Genomic DNA, 14258 nt, shown 5'->3' on the forward strand with positions numbered 1-14258 from the left:
CAAAACTCAATGCTGCCAATGTGATTAAGCTGACCTTGCTACATCCACTCCAGTCTATACCCGTCCGCAGTTGGATCTTTGAAGACGAGCAGGTCGTCCGGATCGGGCGCTCGACCGAAAACCACGTCGTTCTTTTTAGCGCTGTGGTTTCTCGTCGCCACATCGAATTGCGGCGCAGCGGCATAACTTGGGAACTGATCAATTTAGGTACCAACGGCACTTACCTCGATGGTAAGCCGATCGCTAAGGTTCCCATTGTGGACGGTCTGATCGTTCACTTGGCTCGCTCAGGGCCGAAAATTCAAATCAACGTAGGCCCGAATCAGTCCTCAGTCCAGTTAGGACAAATTAGCGTCAAGCCCAGGGAGGCTAAGGAAATTAACGCTCCCTCGGGCGGCGTGCACATTAGCACGATTCCTGTTCCCGACCAAAAAGAAGTTGGCACTTCCAGGGAAGAGGAGGAGTTAACCGAGGCAGATAATAATCGCCATTATTCGGAAGAAGAATATTAAATCGGCTTCTTTGGACGATCGACATTTTTCAAAGGCGGCACTCAGGAGTTTATTTATGAGTACATCACCACAGATTGTTAGGCGCAGCGAACTGCTCAACCGACGCACGATCGACCGCAGAACGGCGGAAGAGGTGGGCAGGGTAGATCGAGTTTGGCTCGATGCTCACTCCCAGCGAGCGATCGGCTTTACTTGCAAGTCGGGACTTTTGGGCAGCAAAAAAACTTGGTTCGCTTGGGCGCAAGTTGATACGGTGGGGGAAAATGTTTTTGTCACCATTAACCCGGAACTGCCGGAATTGCATCAGCCGGAACAAGCTGTTTGTCCGATCGGCCTTGAGGTGCTCACGGACGCAGGGAATAAGGCAGGTGCAGTGGTTGACTACCTATTTGATGTCCGCACGGGTTCAGTCACCCACTACCTATTTAAATCGAGCGGCTGGCGCGGTGTTTTAGACGACATTTACTTGTTACCTGTGGCAGCTATTTCGACTATCGGCAGCAAGCGGGCGATAGTCTCTGAAGCTGCTGTATCGGAGCCAGTGCAGTACGCGGAGGGACTGCACAAAAAAGTCGGTCTGGTAGCAGAGTTTTTACATGAAGATTTCGACAGAACTCTCAAAAATGTGGCAGGTGTGAAGCGGGGCGCTCAAAGTCTGGCGGAAAAATTCCAAGATAAAGCTCTCGAAGTCAGGGATGTAGCTCAAGAAAAAGTTGCAGAGTTGAAGCGGCAAAGGCAAGAATCTGTCCGACCAGAGCCGAACCCGGAGCCGCCCGACTTAGATTTGAGCTGAAGTTTGGCCTTCCCGCTCGCCGGGGGACTAATCGCCGATCGCATTTGGGGAGCGCGCGCGCGAGGAAGGTCGATCGGTATTTTCGCTATGAGAGATTGATGCGTTGTCGCTCAAAATTCCAGTGCTGCTCAAAGCATTGTATTTTAAAGGTATCGCATCAATAAGGAAAATGTTAGCAACTCAAAAAGACCTATGCTGTTGGATACAATCAACAAGTATTTTATCTAGAGACCCCAGGATTAATAATTGGTTAACTTCTTGCTTTATAAACAGCGAGTCGTTGAGCAGTGACTGTCGCCCCATCGAGAACTTGAATCAGCGGTGCAGCCCGCACGGGTCTGAGTTAAATTCTCTGGTTCATCAGCGGGAAAAGGATTATTTAGCCGATCGAATTGAGCGGCTCACCCATCGGCACAATCGCGTCCTCACAGACCAAATTAATCAAGCGGTTTTAACCACTGTCCATCACTGGGAAGTTCACCCGATTAATAACATCGTGTGTGGTTGTTACCGAGGACAGCAAAAATTTGCGCCTGCCCCAAAAGCTAACCCTCAAAAGTTGGTTGAAATGCCTCAAGCCGCCAAAAGTTTGACTTTTACGGCAGATAGAGGGAATCGTGGCGCACTGACGACGCCTTTAAAAAGCAAATTTTTTGCAGTTTTCTCCCAAAAAATCTCTCTGGAAGTATCCCCGTTTCTGTCTGGCGGTGGAGTGTCAAAACATCAGTGATTACCTTAACTCTGTTACATCCTATCCAGTCTGTCCCAGTTCAAAGTTGGTGTTTTGAATCAGAACCGGTGGTTCGGATCGGTCGATCGAACGACAATGATGTAATTATTTACAGCGCTGTAGTTTCCCGCCACCACGTAGAGCTGTGGAATCACGCCAATGGCTGGGAAATTATTAATTTTGGTGCTAACGGCACTTATGTAGATGATAGACCGATCGCTCAGGTGTCCGTTGTGGACGGGATGACAATTCGCTTGGGCAATTCCGGGCCAAAAATCAGGATTCGGGTGGCCGCCACGAATCAACCGGGCAAAATAATCAAGCCACCGCAGCGCGAACTCCGCCAAAAGGACGAAGTTTCAAAAGACATGTCAACAGTTTGGCCTGGGGGCGTGGGAATCATCGAAGACGATGAACATGGGGGGCTGACTCACATCGATCTTGACTGACCAGCAGCTATCTCTCCCTGCTGGCTAGTTCCAACAAAGAGACCGATGCCCAATTCGAGCGTCTAACTAATATTGTGGTAAGTGGCCTGATTTGTGCCTAAATATCCCTATACATTAATTAACAGGTTCTGTAGTAGAATGTCAGCCTTCTAAAGATAAGATTGGGGGGAGATCGATCGATATTAGCTCACTTTCGCTGTTTGCCCAGCGGCGGTAATCTAAGAGCAACTGGTACATCAACCGCTGTTTCACGCTCAGCAGTACGCTCTTGAGCAAAGCATTCCCCGTTGCTTCTAAAATGGGTTTGGGCGTCAGCCAAAACGGCGGCGGTAATTCTACTTGCACTTCCAAATCCGCTTTTCCCTTCAAGTATGCTACCCCGCTGCTTTGGTGTACACAAAGCTTTCCTTTGAGATTGAGAGCAAAGCGATCATTTATATAACCTACGCCACGAATGTCGCAGGCGACGGACTCCAAATTGATTGTGCCATCCGACTCAGCCCACACCCTCATGTCTACTGTGGGTTGAATGCTCAGCATCATAAATTGTAACGGTCGCATTTTTAGGCGGAAACAGTCATCGCTTAGCTGCTCTGTGCGACTTCGATCGACAAGGGCGTTCACCAGTCGCCTCGGCTGGCGCAGATAATGTTGAATGGGAACCCGTTCCTCTGGTACGGCGAGTTCAACGGATTGGGAAGAATTAAAGCGGATATACATGAGAAAATATCAAAATAAAGGATTCCTAAGCATATCTTAATAAAGTATCACCTTTTTTAAGGTGACATAAGTCGCGCACTAAGTCGCGAACCCAGCAATGTCATCCGAGAAATCACTGATAAAACCTTTCGCGACATCGCTAATTTTTCATCATACTTCCTAGCTGATGAGAGTAAAGCAAACATTTGTAACCTAAAATTGCCTCTAAATGAAAATTTCTATCGCACATCTCGGCCCTGTTGGTACAAATGCAGAAACAGCGGCTCTAGCTTATGTCAATTGGTTGAGCTTGGAAACTAACTTGGAATGCACCCTATGTCCTTATTCCACCATTTCCCAAGCGCTAGAGGCATCTGCCGTAGGGCAGGTTGACTATTCAGTTGTACCCGTCGAAAATTCGATCGAAGGCAGCGTGACTGTCACCTTAGATACACTGTGGCGACTCGATCAACTCCGCATTCAACACGCCTTAGTTTTGCCAATTTCCCACGCCCTGGTGTCTAATGCCAAAAATTTTAACGAGATTCAAAAAGTTTACTCTCACCCGCAAGCGCTAGCTCAGTGTCAGGTATGGTTGGGGCAGTTTATTCCCTCAGCTCAATTAATTCCGGCGAATTCTACCACGGAAGCATTGCAATATCTGGAAGATAGAAATGTAGCAGCGATATCTTCCCCAAGAGCTGCTGAACTTTACCATTTGCCAGTGTTAGCTCACCCCATTAATGATTATCCCGATAATTACACTCGCTTTTGGGTACTCAGCAGGAGTGGTGGAGAAATCGGAAACGTAGAATCAGGGGCTCGCTCATCCATTAAATCCATTACACAATCTGCTCCTGAGTTGATCCTTGATGCTTCACCGTCTAATTGCACCCATACCTCACTAGCTTTTAGCGTACCTGCCAATATGCCGGGAGCACTGGTAAAACCTTTGCAAGTATTTGCCAGTCGGGGTATTAATTTAAGTCGGATTGAATCTAGACCGACTAAAAGATCCCTCGGAGAATATATTTTCTTTATGGACGTTGAGGCTAACGCCTGCCAAGCATTTGTTCGCTCTGCACTCGAAGAATTAAAAAATCACACAGAAACTTTAAAAATCTTTGGTTGCTACAATGTACTGTCAGTAGTATAATTTTCTTTTATGTAGTATACTTTTTAAGTCAAGCTTAGGAGGCTGGTGAGATGAATGCTGATGAACTTCTCAAACGATACGCAGCCGGAGAAAGAAATTTTCATGAAACAAACTTGAAAGAGGCTTCTTTGCGAGAAGCTTTCCTAACTCATATTAATCTAGCCTGCGCGAATCTCAAAGAAATAAATTTTGCTTTGGCAAACTTAAGGGGTGCAAACTTAATAGCTGCCAAGCTCAAGAATGCTTGCCTGGTCATGACAAAACTCAATGGAGCTAACCTGAGCCGAGCCGATCTAAGTTTCGCACGATTAACAGGAGCCGACATGATTGAGGCAAACTTGGAAAACGCCAACTTGAGCGACACCAAAATGATTGGTGTTAATTTGAGCGGAGCATCCTTGTACGCCGCAAACCTGATGGAAGCGAATCTCCTAGATGCTTGCTTGGACAATACCAATCTCGAAAAAGCCAATTTAAGCGAGGCTAAACTGCGGGGAGCGAGCCTCAGAAAAGCCAACTTGAAAAACGCTTTTTTGTGTGAAAGTAACCTTGAGGGCGCAGATTTGAGAGAAGCTGATTTGAGCGGTGCTAATTTGAGCGGCGCATTTTTATGCGGTGCTAATCTTGAGGGAGCTAAGCTAGATGAAGCAATTTTAAGTGGGGCTATACATTTTTGCGTCAGACAAGTTTGATCTCACGGAATATATAACCGGAGAATCCGACAACTAAGGACTAAAAAATATACTATTGACTTGGCTGAAAGTGAAGTCTATTTGCTGCTGTACCTTAGCAAAATGAAGCTGCATCTTGAGGATCTCTTTCTTGGAATTAGCTTGAGCAATCTTACTTTCCAAAGCCAGCAAGTTGCGGTTGAGATTTTCTACTCGCACAGTTTGGTAGTCTAAGTCAATTTTTAGTTCTGCTGCCTGATCGAATTGAACCTGCTTGCGAACCACGGCGAGGCGGACTGAATTTTCATCCTGTGTCTGAAGAGCTAGCAAAGCTCGCTGCTGCCACTGGTTGGCTTGAGATTCAGCTTGATTGTACAGCCACTGAATCCGCAGTTGGGCGGAAATCGCAATGCCAACAGCCTGACGCAGTTCTTTGAGAGGTTCCTGAATTTCTAAGATTAATAGTTCCCAAAGATTCATCAATTCAGTAGTAAATTCTTCGCGTTCTACAGAGGCTACCAGTGCTTCTAATAGCAACAAATTTGGTTGCATCTGCTGCGAAATTGTCTCAAATATTAACTGTGCTTCGGACATTTGCCGATCGTAATTTTTTTCTGAGACTGCACCGGATGAGTGCTTTAATATTTTTTCCGTGCTGTCTAACTCTGCTTCTGAATCTGAACTTGAAGCTACAAAAGCCTGTAATTTTTCGCGGGCGATCGAATTCAGCCTTTGTCGAAGCAAATCGCAGGCTGCCCGCTGCACTGGCCCTGTTTCGCTTTGACAAATCTTGATGACTATTTTTAAGCCTGCATCGCCGTAATTCAATGTCTCTCTCAGGGCGGCCATTCGATGTTCGTTGACAGAACTAGACAGCCGATGTTTAACTCCTGCTAGTCCGCCGAGCACTACACCGCCCACAGGAGGTGGCAGTTGACCGCCTCTAACTGCATCGTATGGTTTCGGTTGGTCGTGATTGTCTAACACAAGCATTTACTGCTATAAGGAACCTATCCGAACCTGTTTGAAGTTAAGAATTAAACAGATACCAGTTCCAAAAAAGAATGGAACTGTAGGCCATCTCCAAACCCTTAGTTCATAACTCATTCCCAATCGAAAATTGAAAATCGAAAATGGTATGATTTGTGTGTAATTCTTTCTTCAATGCAGGTCAAACCGATCGTACTTTTTTCCTGCGCCCATTGGCTACTTGAGCGTATCTTTAAGTACAGTCCTCGCTGCCAAATGATTGCGAGTAGAAGTCAAAATTTCGGTTTCGCGTTCCAATCTCGCAGCAGTATCTTGCAATTCTAAAAGAGTTTGCTGTTCTGTCGCTGCGCCGTAAAGGTAGCTGGCTACCCAGTAGGACAATTCTGTAGGCAAACTGGGAATGTCTTCGGGCAGGTCGATCGGCTGATCCATCAATTTGCTGGAGAGGCGAACTACATCTCTCAGCAGTTGTTCGACATCTTTTCCCAAAGGTCTGAGGTCTTTTTGCGGCGGTTCGTCTTCGATCCATTCTACTAGACCGACTAAATAGGGTTTTTCCCGAACGGCGTCGAGCACTCGGAACCGCTGCTGCCCGAGAGTCATAATTTTCATGCGATCGTCGGGCAGGCGTTGGCAGTGAATCACTTCGGCGCAACAGCCAACGGCAGAGACTTTGTTTTGGTTGGGGTCCCACATGAGTACACCGAAACGCCGATCGCCCTCCAGAATCGTATTCATCATGATTCGATAGCGAAACTCGAAGATTTGCAGTGGGAGTGGCCTACCTGGAAATAGAACCACTTCCGGCAACGGAAATAAGGGGAGTTCGCGAACTGCTACAGAGGAAGAGGATGCCATTGTCGCTCAAAAGTGACGGTACTTGCGCTTATTTTTCTTACTTTAACTGATTAAAGGCAATTCCGGGGCAGGAGCGATCGGGCTTTTTCGCTCGCAACGGAAGCGACGGCGAGCTATCTCCGGTGCTGGCAGCTTGACAAAGGCGTTATTTCGTCAAAATGTTAAATATACCTTTTTGGTAAACTAAGTGAGTCCAAAGGCGATGATAGCGACTGCTAAAGGAGCATTTTTGTAGTGATCGCGCCTTAATTAAGAATAATTATTTAAGTTCGTGTCGGAGCAGAAATTTTTGCTAATTATTAACTAATAACTAATACCTAATAACTAATGACTAGGAAAATTTCAACAAAAAGAAGGAACAATTTATTTAATCTTTGTTCCTTCTTTCCGAGTTTTCGATAACTCAATCTACAGCTTGACTTCGATATCTACGCCGGCTGGCAAATCCAATTTCATCAAAGCGTCAATTGTTTTGGCCGATGGCTGGTGAATGTCGATAATCCGGCGGTGCGTGCGGGTTTCAAAGTGTTCGCGAGAATCTTTGTCTACGTGGGGCGATCGCAGCAAGCAGTAAATCCGCCGTTTTGTGGGTAGGGGAATCGGGCCGATCGCTGTGGCTGCTGTCCGATTTGCTGTATCTACAATCTTTTCGCATGATGCGTCTAGAATCCTGCGATCGAAAGCTTTGAGGCGAATGCGAATTTTTTGCTGTTGAATTGTTGCCATTTTTGTTTCTTGAATTTTCGAGGTTCAGTTTGTTGTTTGTTGTCTGTTGTCTGTCGTCTGTCGTCTATTTGCAGTTGTTTTTGAGCTAACTGCTAACTTCGGAATCTTGACTAATGACTAATCACTAAATAGCAGAAAAGCCTGATTAAATTTGGTGGCTTTTCTGCTATTTAAGCTGTTATCGGATTCCTACTTAAGGATTTTGGAAACAACGCCGGCGCCGACGGTGCGGCCGCCTTCGCGGATAGCGAAGCGCATTCCTTGTTCGATCGCGATCGGGTGAATCAACTCAACAGTCATTTTGATCCGGTCACCGGGCATCACCATTTCTGCTTCACTACCGTCATCAGCGGTGAATTGTGCGATCGTGCCGGTCACGTCAGTGGTACGGACGTAGAATTGAGGGCGATATCCAGAGAAAAAGGGCGTGTGCCGACCGCCTTCTTCCTTCTTCAGGATGTACACTTCAGATTCAAACTGAGTGTGAGGCATGATGCTTTTCGGCTTGGCAATCACCATTCCGCGTTCAATATCCGCCTTTAAAATCCCCCGTAGCAGTAGACCCACGTTGTCGCCGGCCAAACCTTCATCCAACTGCTTGGTGAACATTTCCACACCAGTCACCGTAGTGCTGCGAGTGTCCTTAAGACCCACCAATTCGACTGTTTCGCCGACTTTGATTGTGCCGCGCTCAATCCGACCAGTAGCAACAGTACCGCGACCCGTAATCGAGAATACATCTTCTACAGCCATCAAGAAAGGCTTGTCAATTTCGCGCTCTGGCGTGGGGATGTAAGCATCTACTTCTTCCATCAGCTTGTAGATTTTGTCAACCCACTCATTTTCGCCCTTGACAGTCTTGGGATTAGCAAGCATCGCTTCGAGAGCTTTCAATCCCGAACCTGTGACGATGGGGATGTCATCGCCCGGAAAATCGTAAGAGCTCAAAAGTTCGCGAACTTCCAGTTCTACCAATTCCAAAAGTTCAGCATCATCCACCATGTCTTCTTTGTTCAAGAACACAACCAAGCTGGGAACGCCAACTTGCTTAGCTAGCAGGATGTGTTCGCGAGTTTGAGGCATGGGGCCGTCTGCTGCTGACACTACTAGGATGCCGCCGTCCATTTGAGCAGCACCGGTGATCATGTTTTTCACATAGTCAGCGTGTCCGGGGCAATCTACGTGGGCATAGTGCCGACCTGTGGTTTCGTATTCCACGTGAGCAGTATTAATCGTAATACCCCGTGCTTTTTCTTCTGGCGCAGCGTCGATGTCGGCGTAGTTCTTAGCCTTTGCTTGACCTAGTGCAGAGAGAGTCATCGTAATCGCGGCGGTCAAAGTTGTTTTGCCGTGGTCAACGTGACCGATCGTGCCGATGTTTACGTGGGGTTTATTCCGTTCAAATTTTGCGCGTGCCATTCTTGATCTGTTCCTTGTTTCTTTTAGCGATTTTAGACTTTAGATTTTAGATTCTAGACTTTGGATTTAATCCAAAATCCAAAATCTAAAATCTAAAATCATTAGTTTCCTTTGTTCTTAGCGATAATGGCTTCAGCCACGTTTCGCGGCACTTCTTCGTAATGGCTGAATTCCATTGTGAAGATGCCTCGACCTTGGGTTTTCGAGCGGATGTCGGTGGCGTAACCAAACATTTCTGCTAGTGGAACTTTTACAGAAACTTTGGCTATCCCCTGATCCGTCTCTTGACCTTCGATCTGACCCCGACGCGAGTTGAGGTCTCCGATGACGTTCCCGATGTAATCTTCGGGAACTTCAACCTCTACTTTCATCATAGGCTCTAGCAGCACTGGCGACGCCTTCATGACGGCTTCTTTGATCGCCATTGAACCGGCGATCTTAAATGCCATTTCTGAGGAGTCTACGTCGTGGAAAGACCCGTCTACCATAGTAGCTTTGAGGTCAATCACGGGATACCCTGCTACAATACCTGATTCGCAGGCTTCTTTCATCCCTTGTTCTGCCGGGCCGATGTACTCTTTGGGTACAGTGCCACCAACAATTTTGGAGACAAATTCAAAGCCGCTTCCGACTTCGGTGGGTTCTAGTTCGATCACAACGTGACCGTACTGACCTTTACCGCCACTTTGGCGGATAAATTTACCTTCGGCGCGGACGGATTTGCGAATGGTTTCACGGTAGGCTACTTGTGGCTGACCCACGTTGGCTTCTACTTTGAATTCCCGCAGCATCCTGTCTACCAGGATTTCCAGGTGCAGTTCGCCCATGCCGGCGATGACTGTCTGGTTGGTTTCTGGGTCAACGTTGACTCGGAAGGTGGGGTCTTCTTCCGAGAGTGACTGGAGGGCTTTGGATAGCTTCTCCATGTCTTGTTTGGTTTTGGGTTCGACAGCCACCGAGATGACTGGCTCTGGAATAAACAGAGATTCCAGAATCACTGGCGCTCCTTCTTCGCAGAGGGTGTCGCCGGTGAAGGTGTCTTTCAAACCCAAGGCTGCTCCCAAGTCTCCTGCCCGCAGTTCCTCAACTTCTATCCGATCGTCCGCTTTGAGTACAATTAGGCGAGAAACCCGCTCTTTTTTGTCTTTGGTGGAGTTCAGGACGTAGGTTCCTTTTTTGAGGATACCGGAGTAGACGCGAACAAAGGTCAGCCGACCGTAGGGATCAGCCATGATTTTGAATGCCAGGGCTGACAGGGGCGCGCCGTCGTCTGCAAATCGTTCTGCGGTGTCGCCGTTGGGCAGGAGCCCTTGAATTGGGGGAACTTCCAATGGCGACGGCAGGTAGTCGATGACTGCATCCAACAACAACTGAACGCCTTTGTTTTTGAAGGCCGAACCGCACAACATGGGGACGATCGTACCTTCGACAGTGCCGTGACGCAGGGCCAAGCGGATTTCGTCTTCCGTTAACTCTTCGCCTTCGAGGTATTTCTCCGTCAGGGCGTCGCTGGTTTCTGCTACCGACTCGATCAGCTTGGTGCGGTATTCTACGGCTAGATCCTTTACTTCATCGGGGATTTCTACTTCCTCGATGTCGGTTCCCATGTCGTTGTTGTAGATATAGGCTTTCATTTGCACTAAGTCTACAATTCCCCGGAAGTTTTCTTCACTGCCGATCGGGATTTGGATGGGTACGGCGTTCGCTCTCATTCGATCGCGAATTTGGCCGTAGACTTTGTAGAAGTTTGCCCCCATCCGATCCATTTTGTTGACGAACACGATCCTCGGTACTTTGTACCTATCGGCCTGTCGCCAAACTGTTTCGGATTGCGGCTGCACTCCCCCTACCGAGCAGAACACTGCGATCACTCCGTCGAGCACTCGCATCGAGCGTTCGACTTCGATCGTGAAGTCTACGTGTCCGGGAGTGTCGATGATGTTGATTTTGTAATCTTTCCAACTGGTGGTGATAGCAGCGGCAGTAATCGTAATTCCCCGCTCCCGCTCTTGCTCCATCCAGTCAGTGACTGCTGTTCCCTCGTGCACTTCACCCATTTTGTGAACCATGCCTGAATAGAACAGAATTCTTTCAGTTGTTGTTGTTTTGCCCGCGTCTATGTGGGCTGCGATGCCGATGTTGCGAGTTTTTTCTAGCGGGACGGTACGTGCCACAGCTACCTCCTTAATCTTGTGTTGCTGTTATAATACTATTATACTACACAGTAACCCTATTTTGCACTCCCCAGTGACTTACAAAAGTCTCTGGAGCTTATTGTTACATTTTAATATTTTTTGCAAGATTTGTTTACAAAAATATTAAGGATGCGACATGGAGGATTCAGAGAGTGCATAAATTTTGAGTGCATGAGTTTTGATTTTGAGAGTTTTGAGTTTGCTTCACGAATCGCAAGTGCGCCAAGAGAAGCAATCTCAACACTCAAAACTTACACTTTCCAATTTCTCACCCGATGCTTTTATACCGCACGATCGCGCTCTTCTCCATGCCCGGTGTTGCAGTTAGTAGCGGTAGTGAGCAAAAGCCTTGTTAGCTTCAGCCATGCGGTGAGTTTCTTCGCGCTTGCGAATAGCACTCCCTGTTTCGTTAGCTGCATCCATCAGTTCGTTGGCTAGCTTGGCTGCCATCGAGCGGCCAGTGCGGGCGCGGGCAAATCTGATCAGCCAGCGGAGGGCGAGTGTTGTACCGCGATCGGAACGCACTTCCATCGGTACTTGGTAGGTGGCGCCACCTACCCGGCGGGCTTTGACTTCTACCAGGGGTGTCGCGTTTTTGACTGCTTTTTCAAACAAGTCTAACGGTTCAGCCCCTGTGCGTTCTTGGATGGTTTTGAGGGCGTCGTAGACGATGCTGGAGGCAACGGATTTTTTGCCGTGCTGCATGATCCGTCTCACCATCATGCTTACCAACCGGCTGTTGTAGGTTGGATCTGGTGGAACTGGACGTTTTTGAATAACTGTGCGGCGAGACATAGTTCTATTTGGGATTTTTGATTTTGAATGATTGAGTTTGGGGTTTTGGGATCACATCTCGATTTATGACGATCGAGCGTGCAATTGAGCGGCGCGATCGGATTTATTTTTGCTTCCCTACCCCGACGATCGGGCGAGTTCCGTGTTATTTTTTCTCTTTAGGACGCTTGGCCCCGTATTTGGAACGACCCTGCTTGCGGTCTTTCACCCCAGCGGTGTCTAATGTACCCCGAATGATGTGGTATCTAACTCCGGGCAAATCTTTTACCCGACCGCCCCGGATCATTACTACCGAGTGTTCTTGCAAGTTGTGACCGATCCCAGGGATGTAGGCGGTGACTTCAAAACCAGAGGTCAGCCGTACCCGAGCCACCTTCCGCAGCGCCGAGTTGGGTTTTTTCGGGGTGGTCGTGTACACTCTGGTGCAAACTCCGCGGCGCTGGGGGCAACTCTTGAGAGCTGGCGATTTGGTTTTTTTCTGCGTTTGTTCCCGTGCTGAACGGATGAGTTGCTGAATAGTGGGCATGAGTTACGGCATTTCTAGCTTTTTGCTGAATATAGTGATTTGGCTGTATCCGCACTGAAAGTCCCTTCCCCTCTGGGGGGACGGGATGAATGAAAATAATTATGGGTAAGTGAGGATACCAGACTCTATATTGTACACGACGGGTGTTTCTTTGGCAAGAAATTTGCGCGACCCGCGCTCAAACTTCCTTCCTTGGTGCAAGTTGTCTAGGGGCGAGCGCAACGGGAGAATGGTATGTGACATCCTATAATTTAGGCGCAACTATGATGATTGTCACAGCCGTCAGCAAAATTTATGACGATCGCAATATCGCGCTTTTTCGATCAAATTACGATTGTGAGGAGAAGTGCATTAACTCCTGCCTGGGATCGCATCACAGTCTATAGCCGATCTACATCACATAAAATTATCTAAAACTGCCGGACAATAAGAAATATACATTGAGTTGACTGCAGATGACAACCAAAGCTTATATTCCTGAATATAAAATTTCCGAACTTTACTTGAATATTTGGAAATCCGGTAAGATCGATCGGACTGTCTTCCAGCAAATCCAATACGCAATTAATTCTCACAGTTTAAAAAGTTCAGAGGATCGAAAAATTGTCAGCAGGCTGCTGTATGCAGTACGGCGGGGATGGGTGTCAGTGATGGACTGAGTTACTTGGGAATTTTGACTCAGGGCGCGAGATTGCTTGGTAACTCCCCGGGCCTAGCTGCGTCAATGAGTTTTGAGATTGCCACCCACCTGCCACCCACAGAGCATAACGCACACGGGGTGCATGAGTTGTGAGCTAAAATCTCCTCCATAAAATTAGAGGACTCCCAAATAGATGCACCGCTCTTAAAAGGAAATATTAAGGTAAAAGGACATGGTATGTTTAATTCTACAGAACTGCTAATCGAGGCTTTCATCGAACAACTTCAGAACGGGTACAGCCGCACTTACGGAGGCTACAAATCAGACTATGCTGACATTATTGCCTGGGTGGGGGCAATGGCGTTAGAAAACATCGCCAACAGCGACGCTCTTTATCACAATGTAGAACACGCCATTTGCATTAGCTTAGTCGGTCAAGAAATCTTGCGGGGAAAACACATTCGCAAGGGCGGAGTTTCCTGCGAAGATTGGCTGCACTTCATCATTTCTTTGCTGTGCCAAGACATCGGATATGTCAAAGGAGTTTGCCGGCAAGACCAAGAATCAGAAGGATTGTATGCTACTGGAAAAGATGGCATGAGAATTGCACTTGCTCCCGGTGCAACAGCGGCTAGCTTAGCTCCTTACCGAGTTGACAGAGCTAAATTGTTCATTGACGAGCGCTTCGGCAACCACAAGCTAATAAATGCGGAGATAATTAAGCAGAACATAGAACAGACTCGTTTCTCCGTGCTTGACGGCAACACGGACGAGGATGCAGTTAATTACTCTAGTTTAGTGCGCGGTGCTGACTTGATAGGTCAGCTCAGCAACCCGCAATATTTGCAGAAAATTGGCGCGCTGTTTTACGAGTTGGAAGAAAGCGGGGCTACTAAACTTTTGGGCTATCGACATCCGGGGGACCTGCTGCAAAGCTACTCTAAGTTTTACTGGAGCGGCATTTATCCTCACATCAGTGAATCTCTCGGTTACTTGCAGTTGACGCAGGAAGGCAAACAGATTATTGCTAGTTTGTACGCTAACATATTTCGGATGGAACACCAACGTTGCGATTCTTCTGAGGTTGCTTGATTGCAAA

The 14258-nt window shown here is 47.5% G+C and carries 16 protein-coding genes; 8 read left to right on the forward strand and 8 right to left on the reverse strand.

Going from position 1 to position 14258, the window contains the following annotated elements:
• The first annotated feature begins 20 nt into the window (after positions 1–20).
• From QUA25_RS00680 to QUA25_RS00695, 4 genes are all read left to right on the forward strand, one after another.
• Positions 21–512 (forward strand): FHA domain-containing protein, encoded by a 492-nt coding sequence (locus QUA25_RS00680; protein WP_333034787.1) that lies wholly within the window; start codon positions 21–23, stop codon positions 510–512.
• Between the two features lie 55 nt (positions 513–567).
• A complete protein-coding gene (locus QUA25_RS00685) occupies positions 568–1305 on the forward strand; it encodes a PRC-barrel domain-containing protein (protein WP_333034788.1) in 738 nt (245 codons plus the stop codon).
• A 310-nt stretch (positions 1306–1615) separates the two neighbouring features.
• The gene (locus QUA25_RS00690) at positions 1616–2035 is read left to right on the forward strand and encodes a hypothetical protein (RefSeq protein WP_333034789.1); all 420 of its coding nucleotides are present in this window, start codon (positions 1616–1618) and stop codon (positions 2033–2035) included.
• A complete protein-coding gene (locus QUA25_RS00695) occupies positions 2032–2484 on the forward strand; it encodes an FHA domain-containing protein (protein ID WP_333034790.1) in 453 nt (150 codons plus the stop codon). The genes QUA25_RS00690 and QUA25_RS00695 overlap by 4 nt, the downstream gene beginning before the upstream one ends.
• Positions 2485–2625: 141 nt before the next feature.
• On the opposite strand, the gene QUA25_RS00700 is transcribed toward QUA25_RS00695, so the two are convergent.
• On the reverse strand, positions 2626–3204 hold the full coding sequence (locus QUA25_RS00700) for a DUF1997 domain-containing protein (protein WP_333034791.1): 579 nt from the start codon (positions 3202–3204) through the stop codon (positions 2626–2628).
• A 208-nt stretch (positions 3205–3412) separates the two neighbouring features.
• Here QUA25_RS00700 and pheA point away from each other — a divergent pair, with 208 nt between their 5' ends.
• Positions 3413–4339 (forward strand): prephenate dehydratase, encoded by a 927-nt coding sequence (gene pheA, locus QUA25_RS00705; protein WP_333034793.1) that lies wholly within the window; start codon positions 3413–3415, stop codon positions 4337–4339.
• A 50-nt stretch (positions 4340–4389) separates the two neighbouring features.
• A complete protein-coding gene (locus tag QUA25_RS00710; RefSeq protein ID WP_333034794.1) occupies positions 4390–5031 on the forward strand; it encodes a pentapeptide repeat-containing protein in 642 nt (213 codons plus the stop codon).
• A 33-nt stretch (positions 5032–5064) separates the two neighbouring features.
• Here the strand turns inward: QUA25_RS00710 and QUA25_RS00715 are convergent, their stop codons facing one another.
• The 7 genes from QUA25_RS00715 to rpsL form a co-directional block, all read right to left on the reverse strand.
• The gene (locus QUA25_RS00715) at positions 5065–6003 is read right to left on the reverse strand and encodes a PspA/IM30 family protein (protein WP_333034795.1); all 939 of its coding nucleotides are present in this window, start codon (positions 6001–6003) and stop codon (positions 5065–5067) included.
• 213 nt (positions 6004–6216) lie between these two features.
• Positions 6217–6858, reverse strand: a complete 642-nt coding sequence (locus tag QUA25_RS00720) for an LON peptidase substrate-binding domain-containing protein (RefSeq protein WP_006632192.1) — start codon at positions 6856–6858, stop codon at positions 6217–6219.
• Between the two features lie 408 nt (positions 6859–7266).
• Positions 7267–7584, reverse strand: coding sequence for a 30S ribosomal protein S10 (rpsJ, locus tag QUA25_RS00725; protein ID WP_006632193.1), 318 nt, complete (start codon positions 7582–7584; stop codon positions 7267–7269).
• A 189-nt stretch (positions 7585–7773) separates the two neighbouring features.
• Positions 7774–9003 carry an elongation factor Tu gene (tuf, locus tag QUA25_RS00730; protein WP_333034796.1) on the reverse strand — a complete coding sequence of 410 codons (1230 nt, stop codon included), beginning with the start codon at positions 9001–9003 and terminating at the stop codon, positions 7774–7776.
• 101 nt (positions 9004–9104) lie between these two features.
• Entirely contained in the window at positions 9105–11177 is a 2073-nt protein-coding gene (gene fusA, locus QUA25_RS00735; protein WP_333034798.1) for an elongation factor G, read from the reverse strand.
• Between the two features lie 345 nt (positions 11178–11522).
• Positions 11523–11993, reverse strand: a complete 471-nt coding sequence (rpsG, locus tag QUA25_RS00740) for a 30S ribosomal protein S7 (protein WP_006632196.1) — start codon at positions 11991–11993, stop codon at positions 11523–11525.
• Positions 11994–12138: 145 nt separating this feature from the next.
• Positions 12139–12519 (reverse strand): 30S ribosomal protein S12, encoded by a 381-nt coding sequence (gene rpsL / locus QUA25_RS00745; RefSeq protein ID WP_006632197.1) that lies wholly within the window; start codon positions 12517–12519, stop codon positions 12139–12141.
• A gap of 455 nt (positions 12520–12974) precedes the next feature.
• On the opposite strand from rpsL, the gene QUA25_RS00750 reads away from it, so the two are divergent.
• A complete protein-coding gene (locus QUA25_RS00750) occupies positions 12975–13178 on the forward strand; it encodes a hypothetical protein (protein ID WP_333034800.1) in 204 nt (67 codons plus the stop codon).
• Between the two features lie 218 nt (positions 13179–13396).
• Complete coding sequence (locus tag QUA25_RS00755; RefSeq protein WP_333034801.1) at positions 13397–14251, forward strand: Npun_R2479 family HD domain-containing metalloprotein; 855 nt, start codon at positions 13397–13399, stop codon at positions 14249–14251.
• Positions 14252–14258 lie beyond the last annotated feature (7 nt).

It is taken from the genome of Microcoleus sp. Pol17C6, from assembly GCF_036701145.1.
GTDB lineage: Bacteria > Cyanobacteriota > Cyanobacteriia > Cyanobacteriales > Microcoleaceae > Microcoleus.

Bases quoted from the DNA above. Each gene is read 5' to 3' on its own strand.
- QUA25_RS00685 (WP_333034788.1), top strand. From the start codon at position 568: ATGAGTACATCACCACAGATTGTTAGGCGCAGCGAACTGCTCAACCGA.
- QUA25_RS00700 (WP_333034791.1), bottom strand. From the start codon at position 3,204: ATGTATATCCGCTTTAATTCTTCCCAATCCGTTGAACTCGCCGTACCA.
- pheA (WP_333034793.1), top strand. From the start codon at position 3,413: ATGAAAATTTCTATCGCACATCTCGGCCCTGTTGGTACAAATGCAGAA.
- QUA25_RS00710 (WP_333034794.1), top strand. From the start codon at position 4,390: ATGAATGCTGATGAACTTCTCAAACGATACGCAGCCGGAGAAAGAAAT.
- QUA25_RS00715 (WP_333034795.1), bottom strand. From the start codon at position 6,003: ATGCTTGTGTTAGACAATCACGACCAACCGAAACCATACGATGCAGTT.
- QUA25_RS00720 (WP_006632192.1), bottom strand. From the start codon at position 6,858: ATGGCATCCTCTTCCTCTGTAGCAGTTCGCGAACTCCCCTTATTTCCG.
- rpsJ (WP_006632193.1), bottom strand. From the start codon at position 7,584: ATGGCAACAATTCAACAGCAAAAAATTCGCATTCGCCTCAAAGCTTTC.
- tuf (WP_333034796.1), bottom strand. From the start codon at position 9,003: ATGGCACGCGCAAAATTTGAACGGAATAAACCCCACGTAAACATCGGC.
- rpsG (WP_006632196.1), bottom strand. From the start codon at position 11,993: ATGTCTCGCCGCACAGTTATTCAAAAACGTCCAGTTCCACCAGATCCA.
- rpsL (WP_006632197.1), bottom strand. From the start codon at position 12,519: ATGCCCACTATTCAGCAACTCATCCGTTCAGCACGGGAACAAACGCAG.
- QUA25_RS00750 (WP_333034800.1), top strand. From the start codon at position 12,975: ATGACAACCAAAGCTTATATTCCTGAATATAAAATTTCCGAACTTTAC.
- QUA25_RS00755 (WP_333034801.1), top strand. From the start codon at position 13,397: ATGTTTAATTCTACAGAACTGCTAATCGAGGCTTTCATCGAACAACTT.